This window comes from Mongoliibacter ruber, assembly GCF_003003005.1.
GTDB lineage: Bacteria > Bacteroidota > Bacteroidia > Cytophagales > Cyclobacteriaceae > Mongoliibacter > Mongoliibacter ruber.
In genome coordinates this window covers 1-26,151 of sequence record NZ_PVTR01000011.1, presented here as the reverse complement: position 1 = coordinate 26,151, position 26,151 = coordinate 1, and the positions used below count along the sequence as shown (strand labels likewise).

Sequence of the window (26,151 nt, the reverse complement as noted above, 5' to 3'; positions counted from 1 at the left end):
GAAGTTTTGGAGAGCCATTCGTGGAGACACGAACGGCGGCGTTGAATTTGGGGAGCCTTTTTTGGGGACAACACGGCGGCATTGGGGTCAAACCCTCACCCCTTGCCCATCTTCCTAAATGGAGTAGGGAGAAATTCTCCTGCATCTGGTAGGTTTTAAGATTTGGACAAGAAAGCGCTACAAGCTCATTAATCAGGGTCTGAAGGCACAGCCATCGGACAATAAGCTATCCAAGTAGCTTTTTTTTGATTTCCACGGCGCTTTAGCCCGTGGTGCATGCTGTTTCTTTGGGTATGCTGACTTTAGTCGCAAAATATTTCGGCTGAAGCCTGTTCCCTATATTTTAGAGAAAAAACCACCGCATAAATGCGATAGAAATTCTTAAAGGTTAATCCTTTGATATATCGGTTTGGAGCCCTTAGTGACACTCAGCCTCGGTTAGTGTCGTCACTAACCGAAATATGGCCAAAAAGATATACAATGATAAACCATTTGTGGAAACACGGAAATCAGCTAGAGTGAAAATTTAAATTGGAATATTATATAAAGATCATATTCAACTCAAAAAAAGTATCAACACACTTAGTCAAGAATTTGCACCTTCGGTAACGCCTAAGACTTTGGGATTCTGGCAATTAAATGATGACAATATTTTTTTTTCAAAAAACACCCATTTTTGGGTATTGTTTTTAAATTGTAATAAACATACTTTTAAAAAAGTAGGACTATAGAGGACAATAACAAAAGTCTAATACTATTTGCTTATCGCTTAGGATAAAAGAATACTGCAACTTACTTTAATCGTTCATTTAATGAAGCATTTATCTCTTTAGTTCTTAAACTTTCATAGATCATAAAAATTTTATCAAAATGAAAAAAACCCTACTCATCGCAATGCTTTTTTCTTTATGCCTTGCTTCCTGTTCAGAGGAAAAAGATACTGAGCCCTTGATTGAAGACGAATATGACCTTTTTGTCAAAGCAATAATTGATGGTGAAGAATATGAGTATGGATATAATTTTCAAGAAAATTATAGAACATCTGGCAACAGACCGATATTGGATGAAAGAATACCTGGTGTTGGTAGAAATGTTATTCTTGTGTACCACAGTACAATGCAAATAGATATTCAGAAGGAGTGCAATCAAGCACCCGGAAAAAATGCATGCATATTTATAAGTGTGGCTGGATTAAATACCATAGGGAAGAATACAGATCCAATATTTGGAGGTGTATTATTTGGTGAGCCCAATAGAGTATTTAGGAGAGGCCAATTGCCTGGTCCAGAGCCTTTACCTTTCGAGGTAACCCTTCGAAATCATGATCCTATCAAGTTTACAATAGAAGGGAGTTTTAAAGGCAAGGCAGTTCTTTTTCCATTTAGCTCTGGAGACACCGAAGAACGAACAATTGATATAGAAGGGAGCTTTAGAAGCGCTGCGAGTATGGATTAGATCGTATCAATCGTTTTTTTCCACCAATAAGATGATGTGCCGATGGCACATAAAGCCTATAGGGCTACCCTGTGTCAGCCCAGACTGTAGGTTTGCGAAATTCTGGGTTTATGGATGCCTTCAAGGTTACGAGGCCTGAAGGGCAGATCTGTGTTGGATCAAATCCCAGAGGATTTTTCTATTGGTAGCAACTTGTTACAATAATGGGCTTTTCAAGCTTGCCTGCCGTAGGTAGGCTTGCCTGCCGTAGATAGGCTTGCCTGCCGTAAGTAGGTTTGCTTGCTTTAGGTAGGCTTGCCTGCCGTAGTTAGGCTCGCCTGTTTTAGTTAGGCTTGCCTGCCATAGGTAGGCTTGCTTGCTTTAGGCAGGCGGAAAAATAAGAGTATTGAAAATCCTTATTTATCACGGTATACCTTCAGCATGTAAATTCAAGATTACAAATCTCGATCCGCCTGTTCAGCCGTCCATTTACCGCGCAGGAAGCTGCTCGGCGGCTTGCTTTTTTTGGGCGATGATTTCTTCGCGGCGCTTGTAGTAGCGAATTTTTTCCTGAAGTTTTTGGAAACGGAGTTTCTTGTTGTAGGCAATCAGGAAAAATACAAATAGCACAAAATAAATCATGGTCATGTTCTTCATCCGCATGATAGCCCCAAGATTTCCTAAGCTATTGGCAAATGCTATCATTGTAGGAACAAATACAATTATTCCTGCTTTTAAAAACACTGGCATATCCCTAATCGCCTCTGGCGTCCAATTTCGATAGATAAAAAAACTGAGGTATAGGTAGAGTAGATTCTCAAATGAGCTAAAAAAGGAAATGATATTATGTGCATCAAAAAACAGTGGTCTGAACATATATGTAAATATCCTCATTGGAGTTGAATAGGACGATATATTTACTCCTGACCCCACCTTACCGGAATTCAACAACCCAGAAGTCTTATCAGCAAGGGCACCCATAGCTTCAATAGAAAATTCTTCCAAATGCAAAAACTGCAAGGTCGAGGCACTAAGATAAATACTTCCTACAAACGCAATTATGCCTAAACCAATTTTATATTCCCTTTTTATTTCTGAACCAAGTAAAATCGCAATTGCTGCCCCAGCAATCAAAGCTTGTCCCATATGAGGACGAGCCATATAGACAAAGAACAATGCAAAAACACCTTGCCACCACCTCTTTTTATATGCCTGAACCGCATATAAAAACCATGCAATCCCCCAAAAACAAAGGGAATCCTTACCTACCCCTGCTGTCCAAAAATGTAGGTTTGGAAAATAGAATATGATTGGAAACAAAGGAAAATTTAATACAGAGTGGTTAGCAGGGAAATAACTGGCAGTCATCACAAAAAGATACCTGATTCCTATAAATCCCAAAAAACCGAACAACATATTCCCAGTGATATATTCCAATCCCAATATTTTGCTTGGAACATAAGTCAACCAAATAATAAATGTAGTACTAGGCCCGAAATATTTGTCCCATGTAGGGTCTATAATCTTGACCTGCTCCATGGTATCAATCAGCCAATATCCCTTGGAATCGCCACCGAAATTCAAAATGTACCAAGTAAAGATAAAAATGAAAATCACATGGTAAGCCAAAAGATAATGCAATTGCATTTCATACTTTGATGGCAAACCAAATTTCCTTGCAATACTCGAATTGGTATTGGCCAAAGCAATCAAGCAGGCTAATATGATTATGATATCCAGCAAACTATGTAAATTTTAAATTTATTTTCTGGCTATTTGGAGATTCCTTTCTCAATTAACAAATCCAAATATAAATTTTCTACTGCTTCACAATATTTTTTGGAAGTATAAAATTCCATTGCCCGCTCGTATCCATCATTACCCATTTTGATTCTTCTTTCAGCAAATTGAATCAGTGACTGTATTTTCTCTGTAAGTGCTTCCACTGAGTTCGAAGGAACTAGATAACCTGTCGTACCTTCTACAACAATATTTTTCAATCCTCCAACATTGGAAGCAATCACTGGAAGTCTATGCATCATAGCTTCTACCGCTGACAATCCAAAACCTTCATGCGCAGATGGTATAGCAAAAACATCCATGATTTGGTAATAAGGCGAAGGGATTTGCTGATATCCTACCATAAAAACCTGTTTGGTAAGCTTCAATTCAATGATTGTTTTTTGTATCAAATCAAAATCCTTTCCATCTCCCACAATAACGAGTTTTACTTTTTCATCTTTTAATTCAGCAATGGCTTTAACTAGTATCGTAACTAGTTTTACATCATCAAAAAGCCTCCCCACAAATCCTACTACAAAATCATTTGTTCCAATACCTATTGAACTTCGAAAAGACTGCTTGTCAAAATCCAGATCGATTTCCGGAATGCCCACTCCATTGTTGATAAGCTTTATCTTCTTTGAGGGGATTTTCACAACCTCCTTTAAAAACTCTGTTACGGATTGTGAAATCCCAATTATCCTATCCGCAGCAGTAAAAAGAAATCTTTGAAGTAATATTGCTTTTTTTGACCTATAAATAGGATGAGAAGTTTCCTCTACCAAGACAATAGGAACCTTACCGATAAAACCTCCAATGGAAGCCATTGCATTTCCTTCAAAAACTGCCCCGTGGATGATATGTGGTTTAAATTGCTTGATGATTCCCAATACTTTTTTATGAATTGCCCAATGAAAAGGATGTTTCATTCCTCCAACTGCAATGACCTCTACTCCTGCTTTTTCAAATTCCGAGGGTAATGGTCCTTTCTTGTAAGTACAAATAATTTTGACTTCATATTTTTCATTATCCAAAAATCTCGCAAGGCTTAATCTTCTTTGCTCAACCCCACCTGATGCTATGGTTTCCTGACAGAATAAAACCCTGACTTTCAAACTGGATTTTTGTATAAAGTGAGTAAATCCCTTGCGTATTTCTGAGGTGAAAAATGGGTGCCTGCATATTGCTTCGCCCTCGCTCCCATCATTGCCAATTCCGATGCCGGCAGGGTAAGAAAATATTCAATTGCGTTGCTGATTTCAGGAATACTATTGGGATCAACCAAAACTGCCGATCCACTGCTTCCAATAATCTCAGATGCTCCACCAACTGAAGTCACAATGGAAGGCAATCCATAGAGCATTGCTTCTGTCAAGGCAACAGAGGAACCCTCCGAAAATGATGGTATCAAAAAAACATCAGATTGATTTAGAAAATCAGATACATTGGCTTGATAACCGCAAAATGTTACTTTCTTTTCGAATCCCATTTCCGCCACCTTTTTTTCCAATAAGACCTTCTGTTCCCCATCACCTACAATTAACAATTTGTACCTATTCTGAAAAGAAGGTTCCAAACTTGCAAATGCCTCAATTGCAGCCGGAATGTTTTTGATCGGGGTTAACCTGCATACCATCACAAATGTTAGATAAGTTTTCTTTTCCTTAGGAAATCGAAGTTCACTTGGCAATTGGGCAGGGTTATATACCACCTTAGCTTTACCATCTCCTAACTCTCCCAATGCGATTAGCTTTTTCTTGACAGCTTCTGATATTACAATGACCTTGGTAGCTTGGGAATAGATAAATTTAAAAATAAATCTCCACGCAAGATGGTGCTTTGGGAATCCGATTTCTTCTCCAATCCTTGTTTTTACACCTGCCAACCTAGCTGCAAGAATCCCATGAAAATTGGCTTCCGCTCCGGAAGTATGGACCACATCAAATTGTCTTTGTCTAAATAGCATATACAGATTGGAAAGTAAAAAAAGGTTTGGAATTCTAGGGTTTTGATTCAGGCAAATTACCTCGATACCCTGACTTTCAAGATACGCCGCTACTCTCCCACTTAGACCTAAAACAATTACAACATGCTCCAAATCATCATTTTTGGAGAATTCCAAAGTAGCAATTTCAACCACTTTTTCAACTCCTCCAAAATCCAAAAATGGAACTACCCTTGCTATCTTCATTCAATTAAGGATATCCAAAACTACCTGATAAACTTTATCCATATTGTAATGGGCAAAGACATGTGATTTCGCTTCCAGTCTCAAATGATTATGATCTTCATAATTTTCCAAGATATTCCTGAGTTTTTCCGATGCAGCTTCCAATTCATTAGGATCAATGATAATACCATTCTTTTGATCCAGCACAATCTCACCTACTCCTCCCACATCCGTTGAAACAACTGTCAAACCCAATGCCATTGCTTCTAGATTGGCAAGGCCCTGCATCTCAACCCTGCCGTCTTGATCCTGAATTCCTGTGTATAAATAAATATGTGATCCGGCCAATGTCTTCAAAACGTCATCATGGCTTTTCCATCCGGAAAGCAACACCTCCCTTTCCAATCCCAAAGCCTTGATTTTATTTTCAAGTGCTGATTTTAAATGCCCATCTCCAATGATCTCAAATAGAATCTTCTTTGAGGTTTTTAATTTCAAAAGAGAAATCAAATTTAATGCGATTTCATGGCCCTTCAGGGGAATCAATCTTCCAACTGAAATCAGTTTCACGGTATCCTTAATATCCCTTTCCCTACTTACTTCATGTAGTTTCGAAAAATCAATTGAAACAGGGATTTTTAGGTTTTTGGGTTTAGTGATTGTAAACTCCTGCAAAAGCCTGAATGCAAGGTCTGAACCATAAATCACATATTCTACCTCTCTATTAAAAATGGAGTAATAGTCTGTCCCATATTTCTTTCTGTTCAGGTCCAGGCCATGGAACTGTACTATGATTTGCGTTTGGGCATTGATTACACTTATGTTTTTGAGTTGGGCGATGAGTTTTCCGTTGGTTCCAAAATGACAGTAAATAAAGTCATATTGGTGATCCAAAAAATGGAGGCCTGTTTGGTATAAGCTAAGATTCCAGCCACTTTTGAATTTCAAGCTTGAAAAAAATAACCAAAGTTTTTTCCATGAATTAAGCTTGATGTTTGCTAAGCGTTCCTTAAAATTACTCCCTATTGGAACAGAATAAATTCCTTTTTCTGAACCTGCATAGTTGTAAGCCAATAAGGAATAGTCAAGTCCCTTCTTTTTAAAAAATTCCAGTTGGGAAAGAATAAAGGATTCAGTCTTGGAATTATAGTAATTGATAAAAACAAGAATTTCTTTTCGCTGTTTCACAGACACTACTTTACGCTTCAAAGAATACGCTTTCCGATAAAAAACTTAGAAACCCCTGTAGGAAAGAAAACCAAAGCAAGAAATCCCAAATAGATTTTATTGAGGTTTAATGGACTGAAAAAAAAATAATGAAAGCCGGTTTTTCGAAAGGGTTTTTTGGTGATCAACAGTCGTTTTACTGTAATATAAGTCAGCTTATTGGAGTATTTCTCCAAATCTGTTTTTTGATGAAAATCACCATTTTCTTTCAAAAACTTTTGAATGGTAGGCATTACGGGTGAAATCACGTATTCCACATTCTCCGTGACCATATTTACAGAATCCCTAAAATAGGTGGCATTGATCTGATTCAACCAGGCACCTCTCACACCTTGCAGCAACACCCGAAGCCATAAATCCAGATCCGCCCCTCGCTTCCATGTTTCATCAAATCCCTGAACGGCCAACAACACCTCTTTCCTGATGATGGCAACAGTGGTGCATACCATTTGCTTGTCGTAAAGAAATGTTTTGAGGTCAAAGTAATGGGATGGTTCATCCTTGTGGGCCAAATAGTAATAATCGGGAACAATTTCCTTTTGACTGAAATACTCATTCCAAGCAGAGGTGAGGAACGAGGCTTCTGGAAATTGCTCACTGAGATCTTTCATTTGTTGGAGCCTCTCCAAATCCCATTCATCGTCTGCATCCAAAAAAGCAATCCAGCCATACTTTGACTGTTTGATCCCAAAATTCCTGGCAGCATATCCTCCAGGACCAGGCTTGTCCCTGAAAAACACCTTGATTTTATCCTCATCCTGCAAGGTGGACACAAATTCCCTGCTGCCATCCGTTGACCCATCATCAACCAAGATGAGTTCAAATTCTTGATATGTCTGATTCAGTACTGAATTGATTGCCCGCTCTATATGAGGTCTCTTATTGAAAACAGGAATGATTACTGAAAACATAACTATCCCGAAATTGGCAAATTAACATCAGTACCCACAATGCGGTAAATATTTTCCGAGCTTTCGGCATTATCCTTCTCCAAAACCTCAGGATCGGGGAATTTTCCTGAATCGATATCCATAATGATTTTCCCGACCAACTCGCTTGTCTTTCCGGTAAATTTGGTGTTGATAGAAGAGGAATATATGACTGCTTTTGAAATTACAGAAATAGGTGAATCATAATTCTTTATAAAACCAATCACGGCATCAATGTTCTTCAAAGTGGTTATGACTATTTGATTTTTGGCATAACCATAGTAATCACTCATCTTTTCATCCAAGTCAAAATACACTGTAGGTGTATCGGTAAACAACGCTTCCTCGATAATACTGCTGTTGCCGGCAATATTTAGATCCATATCCTTAAAACATTCAAATGAATTCTCCAATTTACTGTTGCTGATGATGATTTTGGGGTGATCAAAATCCATTTGGAATTTCAGCAGATAAGGGTGCAATCTGAATTTGATCAATTTCACATTGTCAAGATCTGCGAGTTTTTTTGCCAAGCTCACGTACGTCTCGATTTCGGCTACTGTATTGACGCAAAGGACTATTCTGAGATTATTCCTGTCAAAAACCCTTTCTTGGTTGATTTGGATAAATCCATCCGCCTTCATATTGCCGACAGAAATCATCGAAGTATTAGTTTGCTTGATGTTGCTATAAACTTCTGCTGCCATCTCAGAATATAAAAAAGCATAGTCAAATGTCATGGGAGGGAATATATCCGAGACATTGGCGTGCTGAAAATAGATCGTGGTGATTTGGTTCCTCTTGGCTGCATGAAACGCCCCTACATTGATATCCGAATGGTCATTGGCCATAATCAGGTATTGCGGCTTTTTAATCCAAAATAAAAATGCGAATATCCTATAAATGGAAAGAGTGAAGGAAGACAGATTTATTAAGGTAATGTCCTTGATATGTGATCCGTAAGTGGAAATCAGAAATTTTCTGTGCAGAAGATAAAAAACCGGAAAGCTGATAAAATCCAAAAAAAAGATATATAAAAATGGTAAGTTGGAACTGTTCCCTAACTTCTGATTGACATTGAACTCATGTTTGATCCCAGTGGAATCACCCCTGAACTTTTCAAATATTGGCGCAATCGCCAGGTATTGATTGTGGGTGACAAAGACAAAAAGAAATTTCTTAAATGCAAATGGATTGATGAAATTAAACTTCAACTTGATCAATTGTTTGGCAAATTCAACTCCCTTAAGTTTCCATACTTTAAAAAATGCTTTGGTGAAGTTTTGGTTACCAAGCATGCCCACCCCCCTTTTTTCATACATTTTATTTCTACCATGTAGTGAATGAGATATGACTTGTCTTGATTTGGAAATCATTTATCAGTAAAATATATAAATCAACTATTAAATATTAAATGGGATAAAAATCGATTCCAGTACATTTTGAATCTATAGTAACTACTAAATCAAAAATTCCTTAAAAATCTTAGGTTAAAAGCAAATGTTCCGAACAATGCAAAAAGCCTCCGCATAATCAACTCCATTTGCAATGCCCCACATTTGGGCACGGATTTTTAAAGCTTCTGATGATCTTGGATGAGGGAATTTTCTTCTCTCAAATTCATAAGATTCAATTGCATTAAGTTTAGCTTGCAAATCAGTTTCTGAGATGGAAATGAACATATTCGGAATAAAGTGACGAGGATCTGTAGAAGCCCGCCATTCTGTCCCGGACATAGTTTCGAAGGTTATAATTGTTTTAACACCTTCTGTATTCATTGGTCTACATGCAGTCATTACTGCATCAAAGGTTTTTTGATGATCAATATTTAAATCTCCGCCATGATGGGTAAATATCACTTCAGGTCTAAAGTCCTCTTTTTCTTTTTCAATTACCTTGATTATATCTAAAAGTTCAACGCTGTCAAATCGATTATCAGGGAAATCATATATTCCTACAGAATGGAAACCTATAAACTCTCTTGCTTTCTCGATATTAGACCTGTGGATTTTAAGTTCAGTCTCCCATTTTTCAATATTCCTTGAATCCGAACGAGATGTGATGCCCTCTCCTAGAATAATCGTTCTAACAATACAATTTCTCTCAATTATTAATCTATGCATAGTACCCCCAACGCCTAATATTTCATCATCAGGATGAGCAACAACTAAAAGTATTTTCTTGTTTTGATAAGAATCTATCATAAATTTTTAAATCTATTATGAACCTATTTTATTTTGAGCTATCACTTGAATACCACATTCTTAATTCAGACAATTCATTATAAACTGTAAAACCCTGAGATTGAAACAGCCTTAAACTCTCTAGGTTCATTATATCTGTGTTAGCATATACAACCTTACAGCTTTCTCTTTCAAACAGGTGCCACATGGCGGAATTCAATAACTGTTTTCCTATGCCTTTACCCGCATGGTTTTCATTGGTTGCTATTAGTGATATTAGACCGTGTGGAAATTGTAGGTCTAAATCACTACTGTAATTTAGGCCTTTTTTAAAAAGAACAAATCCTAATACTTCATCCTCTTTAACATTGAGAATAATGCTATGATTTTTATCAATTATGCTATTCTCAAGCCACTTTTTATAAAGTAATTTAGCTTTAGAATTGTCAATAAATTGATCGTTAAAAAATCTACCATATTTGAAGCTTTTCTCACCAAGGTATAATATTTCATTATTTAAAGGCAATTCAAACAATGGTAATATAGTTTGTTTATTTACATATCTATCCTTAGCTATCCTTAGCATATACTTCCTAGATATAATTGAAAAATTATTTGACTTTAGGTAATTAATAACTTCAATGTTTTGTGAATTGGACCTAAACGATACATGATTTATTCTGTTTTCAGTCAACCAATCAATAAACAGTTTCCAATTATTTTCAATCACATTACTATCAGTGAAAAATAGATATTCAAGGCGAGCCATCGGAAAGCCAAAATGATTAGAGTCCCAATTCAAAAAGCTTGCTTTCAAATAACAATTTGAAGAATCTACATAAAATCCTTGGTTCGAATTTAAATCTAATTGTTCATGAATATTTAATAAATATTCATGATCTAAATCTTCAGAATACTGGGAATCAAAAAGAAGGCTAGGGTCACAAGAATATTTCATCCTTGATAGTTAACTATATCTTGTTTTGAGACATTACTTCTCATAATTACACTCACCGTTTCAATAGATCCATAATTAAAAAGTAAATCGATTATAGAAATGTGTGAAAAAAAATCATCTTGGTTATATTGTCGATAATCAGGATGAAGATAATTTTGAAAATATGCCTTAATGCCATTCCCTTCAAAGGTGGATTTATTAGCATAGTCTGACCCTAGTTTTCCAAAAACAAATAAATCTCCTTCAAGTTTCTTTGTCAATTCAACAACGTAATCAAGTTTTTTCGATCGGATTTTTAAATCACTGGCGAAATGAATTTTCGTTTCAATATCAAGATAATCTAAAATTTGAAATAGAAAGCTGTTGGTATAGTCAATTAAATAATTACTCTGAATTTCAAGACTGCTTTCAATAATTGGCATTATTTCACTAAAAAATGGAGATTTTTTATAAGAATATTCAATCGACTTGATGTGTTTAACTTTCCATATATGATTAGCCAGCTCCATTTCTTTAATTATTCCAGAATTATCACTCTTATTGATTAATGGAATGGTTAACCAAAATTTTTGTTTATTATTTACAATTTGATTTCGATTTATATAAGAATTCTTTTCGTATTGAACATCATCCATTATTACAAATTCATCGCTTAACAGTATTTTATGAAAATAACCTAGCCAAGGCAGATATGCTGGTTGATGGGCAGAAATGATTTTCATCCTTTAATCATATCTTTATTTAACCCTGTCCATGGTCCAATGTCCCTAACCAACTCTTTTCCTATATAATTATCAAATTCAGATGGGGCATCTCCGATATTTGGTCGCAAAATTGAAATGTCTTCAATACTAATTCGATCACCTTTATTTAAAGCTTTGTTTAAATGCAAACTTCTTCTGTATTTAAATTTATTTAAATCTTCATCGGGAGTTCTAATTAATTTATTTTCACCTAAACCTTTTTCAAGTGTTCTGATACTTTCAACCAGTAATTTTAATTCTTTGGGTTCCAAGGAAAAATGATGTTCGGCCTTTCTTTTTTCTTTCCTTGAATAAGTGATATGCTTTTCTATAATTCTCCCTCCTAAAGCAACTGCACCAAGACTAAATACATTTGTTACAGAGTGGTCTGATAAACCAGTAAGAACTTTATACCTTTCTTTTATATAAGAAACTGCTTTTAGGTTCGCATTTTCAGGTTTTGTTGGATAATCACTTATGCAATGCAAAATTGCTAATTCATTTTTACTGAAGATAGATATCGCTTTTCTGATTTCCTCATCAGTTCCCATACCTGTGGAGATAATAACTGGTTTACCAGTATCTGCGACAGATTTAAGTAATTTAATATTTGTCAAATCCATTGAAGCAATCTTATACAATGGAGTATTAATTTTTTCCAGGAAACCAACAATTTCAGATGATGTAGGTGTAGAAAAAGGAATTAAACCTTTATTGATAGCATAATTAAAAACTTCAAGATGATCTTCTAATGGTAAGGCAATGGAGTCTAAAAATTCGAACCAATATGCATAACCCTTTACATTCCAACCTTTATATTCGTCAGCTTTAACTTTTGGTGTAACTATATCTAATCCGGTAAATGTTTGAAACTTCACAGCATCAACTCCTGATTCAGCAGCAATATCAATTAACTCAAATGCTGTTTTTTTACTTCCATTATGATTATTGCCGATTTCAGCAATAATGAAAACACTATTCTTTGTCCTTTGTTTTAATGAAAAATTCATAATTATAAAATTAATACCATCGCAATATGTGAACTATCCTCATCTAAATATTGACTTTCATCCCTATTCTTTAGCAACACATATTCTTCAAGATCATCACCCTTTAATTGTTTAAATCCCAAACTAGAATAAAATTTAAATGCCCTTTCATTTTTCCTTGTTAAATCAATAGAACATTTTTCACAATTATTTTGTGACATTATTTCTAATTGAAATAACATAATCTTCTTGCTTATTCCTGTACCGATGAAATGAGGGCTGATTGCAAATCTAGAAACATGAGAAAACTTAGGTTTGAACTCGTAACCAATTGAAAAACCTACCAATTGGTTATCAATTATCCCCCCTATACTATATATTTCTTTCTTTGGAAGTGAATGAGCAAATTCTTTATATGTCCATTTTGTTTCATCATAGATATTTCCAAACGCGTTGAACACATGATTTTCAATAGCTAAAATCGAATCCATGTTCTTATCTAAATACACTTTATTTAATTGAATTAATTTCAAAATTTTCTAAAAAATTCTATTAACCTATCGCTTGACTTTCCATCAATAAGTTGAGATTGATAATACTTGATATCTTCCAAATCACTGGATTTGAGAGAATTTATTACTGAATTCAATTTATTTAGATGAGCAAACTCTAAAAGATATGCAGCTTTCTTCGTCGATAATCCTTTGCCAATTTCGATCTGATTGTCAACAACAGGAATTACTATGAGTGGTGTCCCAACAGCACACGCTTCCAAACTTATTGTACTTGGGGGACAAATAGTAAGATGGGATTTCCTTAACAAATCGATAATCTCATATTCATCTAAATTTTTGTAAGTAAAAATTTTCACATTTGAATCAGACTCATTATAGAGAAGCTTATCAGAAATTATATGAATTTCATTAATTACACTATTCTTTAATAACTCCTCTAATACAATTGATGAAATGTTTTTAGGATCGGTACCACCAAAACAAACAAATACCTTTGTTATGCCTTGAATTTCATTGTTTCTTTTTCTAGCCGCTTTTAAAAAAGCCTTCCTTAGTAATACATAATCAGCCCCTAAAGCAAAGTTTTGATGCACAAAGGGCCTTACATAGTCACCTAATTGAGCTAGAGGTGAGTGATTTATAATTCCATCAAAGATTGGATTGCATTCATAAAAATCATCTACTTTAATAATTTTACAGTTGTGATGTTTAATTTTTTCAAAATAATTGGACGTGAAATTATACCCATCTAAAACAACTATTGCGCCCCTATTCTTAGAAATAAATTCTATTTCCAGATTTTCATTCTCAAATTCAAAAAATGATAATTTTTTTTCAATTAAAGTCCTTCTTATCGCATTAGGTAATACTCCAGAAATAAAGGAGCAGTCAAAATAATTCTCAAGAATTTTATAAAGAGCCAAAAGCCTATATACATGACCATATCCTTCAGAGAAGCTTGCATTAGCTTTTAAAACTACTTTATTCATTTAAGATTTAACCTTGTTTGCATCATTGGAGGTATTTATATTTTAATTCAGCTAATGACCAATCAGAAAGTGAATCAATGTCTTGAACCCTGCTTTCCTCTAAAATAATTGAATGAGTTTGGTCTGTCCATAGCTTTCCTTCAAATGTTTTTAAGTTTAACCAATACCATTGACCTGCATCATGATAAGCTTTAGGCAAATCTTGAGATCTGTTGTTCAAATACTCAGGCCAAAACATGGTAGTCTTATTGTTTTCTCTTTTTAGGCTTCGAAAAATTGGGTAAGAAAACTCCACAACTGGAAACACCGTGTTTAGATTATCAAGCTGTATTTTGGAAAAACCCTCATGAAGGTTATCAGAAGTAACAAAAGGAGCAGTAGGATAAAGACAACAACAAAAATCAAAATGAATCCCATTCTCTTTATAACAAACAAGAACCTCATTAATTACATCACTAGTAGAAGCGTAATCATTTGAATTTTTTGAGCTTCTCAAAAACGGAACCTTCGCCCCATACTTTTTTCCTACCTCCGCTATTTCAATATCATCAGTCGAAACCATCACCTCATCAAAAAGGCCTGATTGAAGGGCTACTTCTATGGAATAAGCTATGATGGGCTTTCCCAAAAAATCCTTGACATTTTTTCTGGGAATCCGTTTGCTTCCTCCCCGGGCAGGAATGATACAAAGATTAGCCACGATAGAATTTGTTGATAGTGTCAATAACGAATTCCTGTTCTTCCTCAGTCAATGTAGGATACACAGGTAAACTGAGACATTTGGAATAGTAATTTTCGGACAAGGGCAAATCCCCGTCTTTCCAACCAAATTGCCTATAATAGGGCATCAAATGGGCAGGGATATAGTGGACTTGGGCCCAAATGTTTTTCTCCCTAAGATACCCGATCAGCTTATCCCGATTTTCGAATTCCACGACATATAGATGATAAGCATGACCTTCTATGACCCCGGACTGCCCATGAACAAAAGCAGCATTGGCAAAGGCATCATGATATTTTTGGGCAATCTCTTTTCTGCGTACCAGTCCCTGATCGGCTCTTTTCAGTTGGCTTAAACCCAAAGCAGCCTGAAAATCTGTAAACCTATAGTTAAACCCCAATTCCTGCATCTCATAATACCAAAGCCCATGATCATAAATTTTCTTTTGGAAATCCTGCTGAATACCATGGGTTCTCAAATTGAGGAGCTTTTTAAATAGCATCTCGTTATTGGTGGTAATCATTCCTCCTTCTCCCGTTGCAATATGCTTGACAGGATGAAAGGAAAATATCGCCAAATCAGCAAAATTACCATTTCCTGATTTTTGGATTTCACCATGGGAATCAGTAAAGTAACCTCCAGGAGAATGGCAGGCATCCTCAATGATCCAAAGCGCAAATTCATCGGCAAGCTTCCTGAATGCCTCCAAGTCCACTACCCTTCCCGCAAAATTGACCGGGATAATCCCTTTGAAATTGCCTTCCTTGTCATTCTCCAATATTGCCCGAACAGCATTGATGTCCAATAAGTAGGTCTCAGGGTCGATATCGGCAAATACAACCTCACCGCCACAATAGCGGATGCAATTCGCAGAGGCTACAAAGGTGATGGGAGTTGTGATGACCTTCTCTCCCGGTTGAAGCCCAAGGGCCAAAACATTTAAATGCAAAGCTGCGGTCCCATTGGAAACCGCAACAGCGTATTTGGCACCTACATACTTGGCAAATGCTTCTTCAAATAGTTTGATGTTCGGACCTTGGGTCAACCAATCTGACTTCAAAACATCAACAACAGCCTCTATATCTTCTTCAGAAATATGTTGTCTTCCGTAGGGTATTTTATTCATCATCAGATTTTGAAGTTTTGGTCAACATGCTCTTTAATCAATTCTCTTAAACTCTCCACTGATTCCCAATCTTGATTTTGTTCGGAATTATATTGAAATCCTTTTGGCACTTTCTTGGCATTAAAAGTCTTAACAAAGTCCTCCAATTTCCATTGATGAGTAGAAGGCAGTATGGCATAATAAGCCCCCAAATCATAGGTATAATAACTATCAGAAGCGGTAATCATTTCCTCATGGACTTTTTCGCCAGGTCGGATTCCCACTACAGACTTTTCGCATTCCGGTCCAATGGCTTCCGCCACATCGGTAATTCTGTATGATGGGATTTTGGGTACAAAGAGCTCCCCTCCCCACATATGTTCAAGCGCATGCATGACCATTTCCACTCCTCCTTTCAGTGAAATATTGAATCTTGTCATTTCAGGATCAGTGATCGGCAATATCCCATCTTTCTTTTTATTCAAAAAAAATGGAATTACAGAACCATTTGAACCCATTACATTACCATACCTTACCACAGAAAAACGAATAGGATTCCATCCTTTGATGTTGTTGGCCGCAATAAATAACTTATCAGATGTGAGTTTGGTAGCGCCATACAGGTTGATAGGCGCACAGGCTTTGTCGGTGGACAAGGCTACGACCCGCTCCACTTTTGAATCCAAACAGGCATCTATTAAATTTTGGGCACCACCCACATTGGTTTTGATACATTCATCAGGATTGTATTCCGCTATAGGGACATGCTTCATGGCCGCAGCATGAATTACATAATCAATCCCATTCAATGCCCTGACCAATCTTTCCTTATCCCTCACATCCCCGATAAAAAACCTGATCTGCGGAAATTTATCAGCAGGATATTCCTGTACCATATGGTATTGTTTTTGCTCGTCCCTTGAAAAAATTACCAGCCTTTTCACATCAGGATAGGTCCCAAAGATATACTTGGTCAATGCCTTACCCAAAGAACCCGTTCCGCCTGTGATCAATATTGATTTGTTTGAAAGCATATTTTAAAATAATTGAAATTCTACCATTTTCTTAAATCCTTGGGATTCTTGCATCAATACTTCAAAGGTTCCCATTTGCTTGATTCTTCCTTTCTCCATCAATATCAGCTGATCTGCATTTTTTACAGTGGACAGTCTATGGGCGATGATGATGATGGTGAATTGTCCTTTCAACTTTTCGATATTTGTTTGGATGGAAGCCTCAGTTTCGGAATCAAGTGCAGAAGTAGCCTCGTCCATCAAGAGTATTTCCACTTCCTTGAAAAGCTCCCTTGCAATAGAAAGCCTTTGTTTTTGCCCCCCGCTGACCAAAATCCCATTGTTGCCCAATCTACTGTTTTCCTTTTGTTCCAGGCTAAGAATAAAATCCTTGATGGAAGCCTTTTCCACTGCTTCCCAAAATCTCTTTATATTCTGTTCATTCTGTTCTGCCCAAAAAGTGACATTATTGAATATTGAATCATCAAAAATCACAGGCTCTTGCGTAATATATCCTATTTTGTTTTGATAGGTTCTCATATCAATATCTTGAAAAGGAATTCCGTCAATGCTTAGCGTTCCCTTATCGGGCAAGTACAATCCAGATATCAGGTTTATTAGGGTGGTTTTTCCTGCACCGCTTTCACCGACCAGGGCAATGGTTTGATTTTTGGATATCCTTAAGTTAATTTCCTTCAATACTGGAACAGCATCATAGAAAAACCAAACATCATCAAAAGCGATCTGTTCGGCAAACCTTTTCAACTGAAGCCCTCCTAATGTTTCTTGATCTTTTCCCAGTTCTTTGGAAAATTCCACCATATTTTCAAGGGTCCCATAATTGGATAAAAACATGTTCCAATAATTCTGGAAATTGAGCACATAAGTCAAAGCCCTATAAAAAAACATCAGGCTCAGGATAATCAATGCCAGGCTTCCTTTGAACATCAATATCTCAAGCAATATTACCGCCACTACAATTCCTATAATTATCGGTTCTCTGATGGCATTTACCACAGCATTGTTGACTCCGATCCACTTTTGGTTTTCTTCGATATTACGGATACCTGATTTCAATTTATCCTTGAATTTGCCTATAGACCCTGTGGCTTTAAGGTATTTGAAGAAAGCTACTTTTTGTATCAATAAACCCTGGAACTGATGATTAATTACCGTAAGTTTTTTTGAAAGGGCTTTTGTTCTTTTAAAAATATAAGTGTAGATAAAGTTGGTCAAAAGACCTCCTACAATAACCAAAATGGAGAATTTGGCATTGACACTGAAGGCAAGGGCCATATAAACAGTTACCATCACCAATGCCTGCATGGCCAAAAAATATGCACTATATGCTGCATTTAGTTTATTGACTTCACCTGTAATGGTATTTTGTATTTTACCGGAATCAGCTACTGAAAAGGCTTTATACTTGTAATTAGACAATAAATCTACGTGTTCATCTCTGACTTTGCGCATAAATAATTGATTCAGGACAGTCTTATACAATCCTTCAAAAAATTTGATAATTCCTTTTAAACTGAAAAAAACAAAAATCAAAATCAAAACGGAAACCAGATTGATCGGAATTCTTAAAAAAACAAGCCCTTCCAAAATAAACCCCAACCGACCCAACACCTCAATATTTATATCTCCCCCATCTACCATCTGCAACAAAGGTAAAAACATTGCAAGGCCAAATCCATCCATTAGTGCCACCAACAAACTCAGGCTAAATGCAATCAGGATTCTAAAACCAAGGATGGAATAGAAATAATTGAAGTATTTAAGTTTATTGAAAGAGATTTTGTTTATTATTTAATTTTGGGATAAAATTCAGTCACCAATTTTATTTTGTGATTTTAAGTTCTCCAAGAATCAAACCAGTACAGCAGGAAAACTACTGGTAAGAAAAGTAAGTATTCGTAGGAGTTAAAAAGCATTCTTAGATATTTTCTAACCCTACCAACACCAAACTCTTATGCTTCCCTCCTCCTTCTGTACACTTTTCATTAATTGTCTTTAGATGTGTAGGGAATGAGAATGGTGGTTGAGTCAAGTTGATAGGTCTCCAATAACCGGTTTGGATGTCTGTATTGGTAGGGTGATTTATAAAGCTTGTGGTCAGGAGGTATTTGGCTCCTGATTTTTTGAAATTGTCCAAGGACTTTTAGATATCAGGAAAGGAAAAATGTACCAGGCAGTCCGTGCAGCATAAGTGATGATTGGTTTGTTAAACGTAGAGGAACAACCTGAGATTTAAGGGTATTCCTTGATTGATGAATCGATGAACTGATGAACTGATGACTGGATCGTTAAATGTTAAAACTTACCCCAGCGAATGTCGGGAGGGGTAAAAGTGGGGTTTGGTGTAGATTTAGGGTTTTTCCTAAGTGATAACTATGTAATTTAAAACGAAGATTTTTCCTGCGTGGATGGTTTCCCTAATTTTAAATTTCTAATTTTTAAATTTACATTTTGACTAAACCTGAAGAATTATTTTCAATATAAGAACCCGAAAAGCCAAAGGGGTATTTTATTATTTAGTCCTGTTTCAATATGATCAAGCGCATAATAATCGCAGGTTTGGTTTCCCTTTTTATTCTTTCCTCCTACTTCGACGATGGTATTTTTATCGATTTGAAAATCAGCATTTGGCGGAAGATTGAGTTTATGGCTTACATTCACCTGATTGAGGAAGAATGTTTCTCTTATATTTCCTATATCAACATTTGACCCAAGCGCAAATGCAAGATTTGGGTTGTTAAGGTAAATTTTTCCCGGTTTTTGGAGGAGGGAAACACCTTCGGTATTTTGGTGTAATCCATAGATCAAACCGCTTTCCTCAAGAAAATGAAGATAAGTTAGCAAGGTGGTTCTATTGATTCCGATTTTTTCACTAAGCTTAGAAATATTGGGAGTAAAAGGCACTGAATCAGCGATGATGGCGAGCAGTTGCTTGATTTTGGGAATATAAGCCACATCTACTTTTCTGAGTAAAGGCAGTTCTACTTCTAAGGTGAGGTTAATTACAGCCAAAATTTGTTGATGATACAATTCACCAAATTCTTTGTAGAAAGGATAATAACCTTGTTTGAGGTATTGATTCCAAAACTGCAAGGGTTTAACTTGGGAAACGATTTCATCTGCAATTTCCTGATGCTGTTTTAGGATTGTTTCGAGGCTATAAAAAGGGAGGTTAAGACCCTGATCGAAATTCAGAAATTCCCGGAAGGAAAGTCCACCCATGGAATACAATACAGCTCTTCGACTTAGATCAGCAGCTGAATTTAAAATTTCAAGTAAAGATGAGCCGGTGAATATTACCTTCAATTCCGGATAGAAGTCGTAGATGTTTTTTATTTCTTTGGACCAATTGGCATATTTATGAACTTCATCTATAACCAAGACTTTCCCTCCTGATTTTGAAAATTGATCTGCTAGATCCAAGAGTGAGTTTTTTGAGAACCAAATATGATCTAGGGAAACATACAATGATTCATTTCTGCTTAATTTGGATTTACTTAAGTACTGGAGTAAGATGGTTGTTTTCCCTACCCCTCTGGCACCGGTAATGCCAATAAGCCGATGTTGCCATTGGATCTTCTCCATCAAGCTTCTTTGAAAACTGAGATTTACATTTTTAAGGAGTTTAAAGTAAAGCTCAAAGAGTGGTTCCATTATTTCTGTTTATTAGACTATACAAAAATAGGCTGTTATTGTTTACCACAATATACAAAATTTACGACTTGTATTTATTAGATAAAAATTTAAAATGAATGAATCTACCCTCCGCTTCCAAACACCATAATCCCGGAAACATCTCCCGGATCTTCGGTGAACAGGTGAACCTTAACTTTCCGCTTTGTCTTTTCAAATGTTTTGCTTTTTAGGAACTCGAGATAGTCAAGATCAAGGTCATTGCCAATCAGGACCATTTCGACGGTTCCGGAGTCGATTCCTTTGGCATAGTCTCCTATGATATAGGCTTTTTGAACATCTCCCATACGGCGCACCACCTGTTCCATCAGGGTATCGAGTCCCAGGAATTTGGAGACCATGTTGGTGATTTCTTCGAAAAAAGGGTGTGCCTGATTGGCTCGGTAGACCTTGGTTTTGCCCTCTTCTCCTGAAGTCAGGAGTCCCGCTTCCGTGAGACGGTTGAGTTCCACTCTGACCGAGTTGGTCGATTCGTCAAATTCCTTGGCAAGCGAACGCAAGTACCCTGAATTGTTGTGTGAAAAAAACTTCAGGAGGAGTTTGATGCGGGTTTTAGAAGTGACGAGGGAGTCGAGCACAGGGGGTACTGGTGGGGAATTGCTTAATTGAGGGGGGTTGTTAAATGTTAAGTGTTAAAAGTTAAAGGTTCAGGTGAGTGACGGCCAATTAACATTTAACCATTAACCTTTAACAAATCGAGATGAACAGAGCAAAGCGTCGTAAACCTTCCTACCGGAAGGCAGGTCGTAAATCTAAAATCGTAATTGTTATGGACGCTTCGCCCTTTCAGTCCCAGGGGAAACCTAGCGGGATGAGTAATAAACTTACTCATGAGTAACAAATTTACTCGGAGATTTTTAAAATGCAAGAAAACATAAATGAAATGTTTATGTACAAAAAAAATACACATTATCTTCTGAAAATTGTTAATAATTGGATTCAGAAAAACCTTTGATCTACATTTAGCTTTTATAGATCGGTCCTTCAGGGTTCTTGCTTTTATTTCCACTTTATCCCGATTCTCTTCGTTCTCGGGATCTATGTTACACTTCGATTTCAATGGTATTTCTGCCATATAGGAACTTTCAATACCCTTTTGAGCTATAAGCTCAAAAACCATAAATCCGAAGGTACAACCTTCGGATAACGCAGAAACCTACCTACCGGAAAGCCAAGTCGTAAATCGTAAATTAAAAGAATAACCTCCTACCTACAACCAACCATTTTACTTCATCATTCATCATCCATCATTCGAAATTCGATATTATTTCAAATTCAATGTTTGCAAGTCCATCTAGCCTCACTTCAATAAAAAGCCTCGTAATTGGTAAATCGTAAATTAAAAGAATAACCTCCCACAACCCCATCCCTTTCATCCTTCCTCCCTCATCCTTTTTTCATCCCTCTTCCTTTATTTCTATTTGGCCTAAATGCAAAGCCCAGAAGGCTCTCGACTAATTCTCCCCTATGGAAAATTCTCCTCGGCTAAACACATTAAAGCTTAGGGAAACATACACGACATTGGCCCTGAGGTTTTCATAAGGGCGTATAAAAACTCCGGGGTCTGGGCTTACTGTAAAATCCCTGTTAAAAAACTCTGTAGGATAATACTTTACTTTAATACTGGTACCTCCCGGTAAAGTGACTCCTGCGAAAAATGAACTTTGCCACCTATTGACCCTATCGCTGAACCAGACATTAAATCGATCTACTCTCCTTTCGTCCACAAATGTCCTTTCTCTATAATTGAAAGCCCATTCCAGTTCGTATCCGGCAAAGAAAAATTGGCTGTCTAGGTTACCGAATTTTACACCCAAAGGTACCCCAGCATTGTAGGTTCTTACTTTTTTTCTGATTTGTGGAGTCTCGTCAAAAATAAATCCCACATTTCTTAAGTTAATTCCCGTGAACCAACCGAAGTTTTCATTGCTGTCAAAGTTCAGGAAATTCTGAAGGTTGATGACCGGAGCCCAACGAACCACATTATTGACACCTTCTACTGCACCTCCGGAAAAAATCCATTCTCCCCCACTGCTCCAGTAGGTATTGGGATAAGTGCTGACTTGCTTTTGGGCTTGCAAAAAGAAAGGGAGTTGCAGAATGAACGCAATGAGTAAAATCTTTTTCATATTAAAATGTGTTTTACGCCAATAAAAGACAGAATATAGTTTTTGCCAAAGAATAAAAACTTAACCCAAAAATAGACTTATTGATTTTTTTTATTCTGCTTTTTTTAAAAAAACCTTCGATCCACTTCAAGGGAGTTTAAGGCTAAAATCAGACTTCTTATGGTTGTGAAAAGTAAAAAAAGTTAAAAGTTGGGAGGATTGTGGGAGCAGGGGATTTTACCGTAATTGGAGTTTTAGTGCTATATTGAGCTACAAGCTCAAAAACCATAAATCCGAAGGTACAACCTTCGGATAACGCACCAATTGTCAACTATAATTCTCAGGTTTCAGCCAAAGGCTAAAAGTGAGCGAAGAATTTCAAAAGCGAGGCTTATCTGCGTTCGTCTGCGATATCTGCGGGAAAATAAACACTTTCAAATAAGCAGGGGTCGGTTAGTGAGACACTAACCGAGGCGAAATGGATTTTTTATCATCCTTCCTCCATCCAGACCTTCGGGGTTTTGGAAACCCCAAAAGGTCAGGGACTGCTAACCTTTGAGGTCTTTTTTGGACCTCGAAGGTTTTTTTGTCAGAAAAAGTAGAAACAATTTCGCCGCCGTGAGTGTCATCACTCATGGCCATTTAAGCGTTTAGAATCTTCAATACGCATAGGTTCTTAATTTTATCCCGATTCCCTTCGTTCTCGGGATCTATGTTACACTTCGATTTCAATAGTATTTCTGCAATATAGGGACTTTCAATACCCTTTTGAGCTATAAGCTCAAAAACCATAAATCCAAAGGTACAACCTTCGGATAACGCACCAATTGTCAACTATAATTCTCAGGTTTCAGCCAAAGGCTAAAAGTGAGCGAAGAATTTCAAAAGCGAGGCTTATCAGCGTTCGTCTGCGATATCTGCGGGAAAATAAATACTTTCAAATAAGCAGGGGTCGGTTAGTGAGACACTAACCGAGGCGAAATGGATTTTTTATCATCCTTCCTCCATCCAGACCTTCGAGGTTTTGGAAACCCCAAAGGTCAGGGACTGCTAACCTTTGAGGTCTTTTTTCGACCTCGAAGGTTTTTTTGTCAGAAAAAGTAGAAACAATTTCGCCGCCGTGAGTGTCCTCACTCATGGCCATTTAAGCGTTCGGAATCTTCAATACGCATAGGTTCTTAATTTTATCCCGATTCTCTTCGTTCTCGGGATCTATGCTACACTTCGATTTCAATAGTATTTCTGCCGTATAGGGACTTTCAATACCCTTTTGAGCTATAAGCTCAAAAACCATAAATCCGAAGGTACAACCTTCGGATAACGCACCACCTTTACCAATTAATGGATTTTTTATCATCCTTCCTCCATCCAGATCTTCGGGGTTTTGGAAACCCCAAAGGTCAACATCAACCCATCTTGACTCTTGCCTCTTGTCTCTAATGGCACTTTAAAACCAACTCTTAACCATTGTTCCCGACAATAAATTACCGGGCTATTATTTCAGTCATGCCGATGGCATTTGGTCTTGTCTTGACAGGTGTTTCAACCAACCCTGTCAATCCTTCATCCTTTCCTTTCCCCTTTAATCCTTTTCCACCTTCCCCTACTTCCTCTTAAGATTTGGCATCATGCTTCCAAGGGCTTTTTGGGCTCCACCCATCTTATTCATTTGTTTCATCATTTTGCGCATATCGCCAAACTGCTTCATCAAGTTATTGACTTCCTGAATGCTTCTACCGCTTCCAGTGGCAATTCTTTTTCTTCTGCTGCCATCAATCACATCCGGATTTTCCCTTTCCAGAGGCGTCATACTTCTGATGATAGCCTCAATTGGTCTGAAGGAATCATCATCTATGTCCAAACCTTTCATCGCTTTACCCATTCCCGGAATCATCCCCATCAGGTCTTTGATATTACCCATTTTCTTGATTTGTTCAAGTTGGGACAGGAAGTCATCAAAGTTAAATTGGTTCTTTCTGATTTTAGAATTGATACGCTTGGCTTCATCCTCATCAAAAGTCTGTTGGGCGCGCTCCACCAAGGAAATAACATCCCCCATTCCCAGAATTCTCTGTGCCATACGGTCAGGATGGAAGACGTCGATATTTTCCATCTTCTCTCCGGTGGAGATAAACTTGATCGGTTTGTTGACCACATGACGAATTGAAATGGCTGCACCACCTCTGGTATCACCATCCAATTTGGTCAGGACAACCCCGTCAAAATTCAGACGTTCGTCAAAAGCTTTGGCCGTATTCACAGCATCTTGACCGGTCATTGAATCGACCACAAACAATGTTTCAGAAGGGTTAAGCTCTTTTTTCAAAGTCTCTATCTCCTGCATCATCTGCTCATCCACAGCTAGACGACCTGCTGTATCGACAATAACGATTTTCTTGCCTGTTTTCTTGGCATGGGCCAAGGCATTGTTAGCAATCTGAAGGGCATTTTTATTTTCAGGTTCTGCATACACCTCCACACCAATCTGTTCACCCAAGACCTTCAATTGGTCAATCGCAGCTGGTCTGTAGATATCACAAGCGGCTAAAAGTACCTGTTTGCCTTGCTTTTTAAGAAGATTGGCGAATTTACCTGTGAAAGTCGTTTTACCCGAACCTTGAAGACCTGAAATCAATACTACAGCCGGATCACCTGACAGGGTAACATCCACCTTGGTACCGCCCATGAGTTTGGTCAGTTCTTCCTGAGTGATTTTCACCAAGAGTTGTCCTGGGGAAACGGAGATCAAAACGTCTCTTCCAAGGGCTTCTTCCTTGATTGTATCAGTTACGTCTTTGGCAACTTTATAGTTGACGTCGGCATCTATCAAAGCTCTTCTGATTTCTTTGACAGTGGTAGCGACGTTAATTTCTGTAATTTTTCCAGTACCCTTAAGGGTCTTAAAAGCTCTATCTAACTTAAAACTAAGATTATCAAACATGCTTATTCGTTATTTGAAGCAAAAATAGGAATTTATTTCGTTTATGGAGAATCGAAAAGGCTGAATCCTGTATTAAAGTAAGAAGGAGAGGATTTAGCTTGTGGATTTTAGATTCCCCAATTCATCAGTTCCTCAGTTCCCCAATTCGTCAGTTCATCAAAAACCCCACACCCACAATCCACCCAACTTTTAACATTTTTAACCTTTAACACCAAAATTGTAGATTGTAGATCTTAGATTTTAGATTGGGGTTAATACTGAGTTTAAGGTTTGGTGTACTGATCTCGGTTCGTCAATTCATCAGTTCATCAATTCATCAATCCCCCACACCCACAATCCACCCAACTTTTAACATTTTTAACCTTTAACACCAAGATTGTAGATCTTAGATTTTAGATTGGGGTTAATACTGAGTTTAAGGTTTGGTGTACTGATCTCAGTTCATCAATTCCCCAGTTCGTCAGTTCGTCAAAAACCCCACACCCACAATCCACCCAACTTTTAACATTTTTAACCTTTAACACCAAAATTGTAGATCTTAGATTTTAGATTGGGGTTAATACTGAGTTTAAGGTTTGGTGTACTGATCTCGGTTCGTCAATTCGTCAGTTCATCAATTCATCAATCCCC

General features: G+C 37.1%; 23 protein-coding genes. 1 reads left to right on the top strand and 22 read right to left on the bottom strand.

Features of this window, described 5'->3' with window-relative positions:
• The first annotated feature begins 870 nt into the window (after positions 1-870).
• Positions 871-1,455: a hypothetical protein gene (locus tag CLW00_RS16795; RefSeq protein WP_106134863.1), complete on the top strand. Its 585-nt coding sequence runs from the start codon at positions 871-873 to the stop codon at positions 1,453-1,455.
• Between the two features lie 468 nt (positions 1,456-1,923).
• On the opposite strand, the gene CLW00_RS16790 is transcribed toward CLW00_RS16795, so the two are convergent.
• From CLW00_RS16790 to ffh, 22 genes are all read right to left on the bottom strand, one after another.
• On the bottom strand, positions 1,924-3,177 hold the full coding sequence (locus CLW00_RS16790) for a hypothetical protein (protein ID WP_245917337.1): 1,254 nt from the start codon (positions 3,175-3,177) through the stop codon (positions 1,924-1,926).
• A gap of 29 nt (positions 3,178-3,206) precedes the next feature.
• Entirely contained in the window at positions 3,207-4,331 is a 1,125-nt protein-coding gene (locus CLW00_RS16785) for a glycosyltransferase family 4 protein (protein WP_106134862.1), read from the bottom strand.
• Positions 4,328-5,407: a glycosyltransferase gene (locus CLW00_RS16780; RefSeq protein ID WP_106134861.1), complete on the bottom strand. Its 1,080-nt coding sequence runs from the start codon at positions 5,405-5,407 to the stop codon at positions 4,328-4,330. Before CLW00_RS16780 ends, CLW00_RS16785 begins: the two co-directional genes overlap by 4 nt.
• A complete protein-coding gene (locus CLW00_RS16775; protein WP_106134860.1) occupies positions 5,408-6,595 on the bottom strand; it encodes a glycosyltransferase family 4 protein in 1,188 nt (395 codons plus the stop codon).
• Positions 6,592-7,524, bottom strand: coding sequence for a glycosyltransferase family 2 protein (locus CLW00_RS16770; protein ID WP_106134859.1), 933 nt, complete (start codon positions 7,522-7,524; stop codon positions 6,592-6,594). The genes CLW00_RS16775 and CLW00_RS16770 overlap by 4 nt, the downstream gene beginning before the upstream one ends.
• Before the next feature lie 2 nt (positions 7,525-7,526).
• The gene (locus CLW00_RS16765; RefSeq protein ID WP_170073240.1) at positions 7,527-8,864 is read right to left on the bottom strand and encodes a hypothetical protein; all 1,338 of its coding nucleotides are present in this window, start codon (positions 8,862-8,864) and stop codon (positions 7,527-7,529) included.
• Positions 8,865-9,032: 168 nt separating this feature from the next.
• Positions 9,033-9,746: a PIG-L deacetylase family protein gene (locus tag CLW00_RS16760; RefSeq protein ID WP_106134857.1), complete on the bottom strand. Its 714-nt coding sequence runs from the start codon at positions 9,744-9,746 to the stop codon at positions 9,033-9,035.
• A 28-nt stretch (positions 9,747-9,774) separates the two neighbouring features.
• Positions 9,775-10,683 (bottom strand): GNAT family N-acetyltransferase, encoded by a 909-nt coding sequence (locus tag CLW00_RS16755; RefSeq protein ID WP_106134856.1) that lies wholly within the window; start codon positions 10,681-10,683, stop codon positions 9,775-9,777.
• A complete protein-coding gene (locus CLW00_RS16750) occupies positions 10,680-11,405 on the bottom strand; it encodes a WbqC family protein (RefSeq protein WP_106134855.1) in 726 nt (241 codons plus the stop codon). Before CLW00_RS16750 ends, CLW00_RS16755 begins: the two co-directional genes overlap by 4 nt.
• On the bottom strand, positions 11,402-12,436 hold the full coding sequence (locus CLW00_RS16745; protein ID WP_106134854.1) for an N-acetylneuraminate synthase family protein: 1,035 nt from the start codon (positions 12,434-12,436) through the stop codon (positions 11,402-11,404). Before CLW00_RS16745 ends, CLW00_RS16750 begins: the two co-directional genes overlap by 4 nt.
• 2 nt (positions 12,437-12,438) lie before the next feature.
• A complete protein-coding gene (locus tag CLW00_RS16740; protein ID WP_170073239.1) occupies positions 12,439-12,906 on the bottom strand; it encodes a GNAT family N-acetyltransferase in 468 nt (155 codons plus the stop codon).
• A gap of 38 nt (positions 12,907-12,944) precedes the next feature.
• The gene (locus CLW00_RS16735; protein WP_106134852.1) at positions 12,945-13,919 is read right to left on the bottom strand and encodes a PseG/SpsG family protein; all 975 of its coding nucleotides are present in this window, start codon (positions 13,917-13,919) and stop codon (positions 12,945-12,947) included.
• A gap of 22 nt (positions 13,920-13,941) precedes the next feature.
• On the bottom strand, positions 13,942-14,619 hold the full coding sequence (gene pseF, locus CLW00_RS16730; RefSeq protein WP_106134851.1) for a pseudaminic acid cytidylyltransferase: 678 nt from the start codon (positions 14,617-14,619) through the stop codon (positions 13,942-13,944).
• On the bottom strand, positions 14,612-15,766 hold the full coding sequence (gene pseC, locus CLW00_RS16725; protein ID WP_211300214.1) for a UDP-4-amino-4,6-dideoxy-N-acetyl-beta-L-altrosamine transaminase: 1,155 nt from the start codon (positions 15,764-15,766) through the stop codon (positions 14,612-14,614). The genes pseF and pseC overlap by 8 nt, the downstream gene beginning before the upstream one ends.
• A gap of 2 nt (positions 15,767-15,768) precedes the next feature.
• Positions 15,769-16,779 (bottom strand): UDP-N-acetylglucosamine 4,6-dehydratase (inverting), encoded by a 1,011-nt coding sequence (gene pseB / locus CLW00_RS16720; RefSeq protein ID WP_106134849.1) that lies wholly within the window; start codon positions 16,777-16,779, stop codon positions 15,769-15,771.
• 3 nt (positions 16,780-16,782) lie between these two features.
• Positions 16,783-18,231: an ABC transporter ATP-binding protein gene (locus CLW00_RS16715; RefSeq protein ID WP_245917335.1), complete on the bottom strand. Its 1,449-nt coding sequence runs from the start codon at positions 18,229-18,231 to the stop codon at positions 16,783-16,785.
• A 466-nt stretch (positions 18,232-18,697) separates the two neighbouring features.
• The gene (locus CLW00_RS16710) at positions 18,698-18,916 is read right to left on the bottom strand and encodes a hypothetical protein (protein ID WP_106134847.1); all 219 of its coding nucleotides are present in this window, start codon (positions 18,914-18,916) and stop codon (positions 18,698-18,700) included.
• Positions 18,917-19,254: 338 nt separating this feature from the next.
• Positions 19,255-20,433 carry an ATP-binding protein gene (locus tag CLW00_RS16705; RefSeq protein WP_106134846.1) on the bottom strand — a complete coding sequence of 393 codons (1,179 nt, stop codon included), beginning with the start codon at positions 20,431-20,433 and terminating at the stop codon, positions 19,255-19,257.
• Between the two features lie 104 nt (positions 20,434-20,537).
• Positions 20,538-21,050, bottom strand: a complete 513-nt coding sequence (locus tag CLW00_RS16700) for a winged helix-turn-helix domain-containing protein (protein ID WP_106134845.1) — start codon at positions 21,048-21,050, stop codon at positions 20,538-20,540.
• Between the two features lie 876 nt (positions 21,051-21,926).
• Complete coding sequence (locus CLW00_RS16690; RefSeq protein ID WP_106134843.1) at positions 21,927-22,601, bottom strand: hypothetical protein; 675 nt, start codon at positions 22,599-22,601, stop codon at positions 21,927-21,929.
• Positions 22,602-23,547: 946 nt separating this feature from the next.
• Complete coding sequence (locus tag CLW00_RS21440) at positions 23,548-23,718, bottom strand: hypothetical protein (RefSeq protein WP_170073238.1); 171 nt, start codon at positions 23,716-23,718, stop codon at positions 23,548-23,550.
• A gap of 465 nt (positions 23,719-24,183) precedes the next feature.
• Positions 24,184-25,521 carry a signal recognition particle protein gene (gene ffh, locus CLW00_RS16675; protein ID WP_106134840.1) on the bottom strand — a complete coding sequence of 446 codons (1,338 nt, stop codon included), beginning with the start codon at positions 25,519-25,521 and terminating at the stop codon, positions 24,184-24,186.
• Positions 25,522-26,151: the final 630 nt, after the last annotated feature.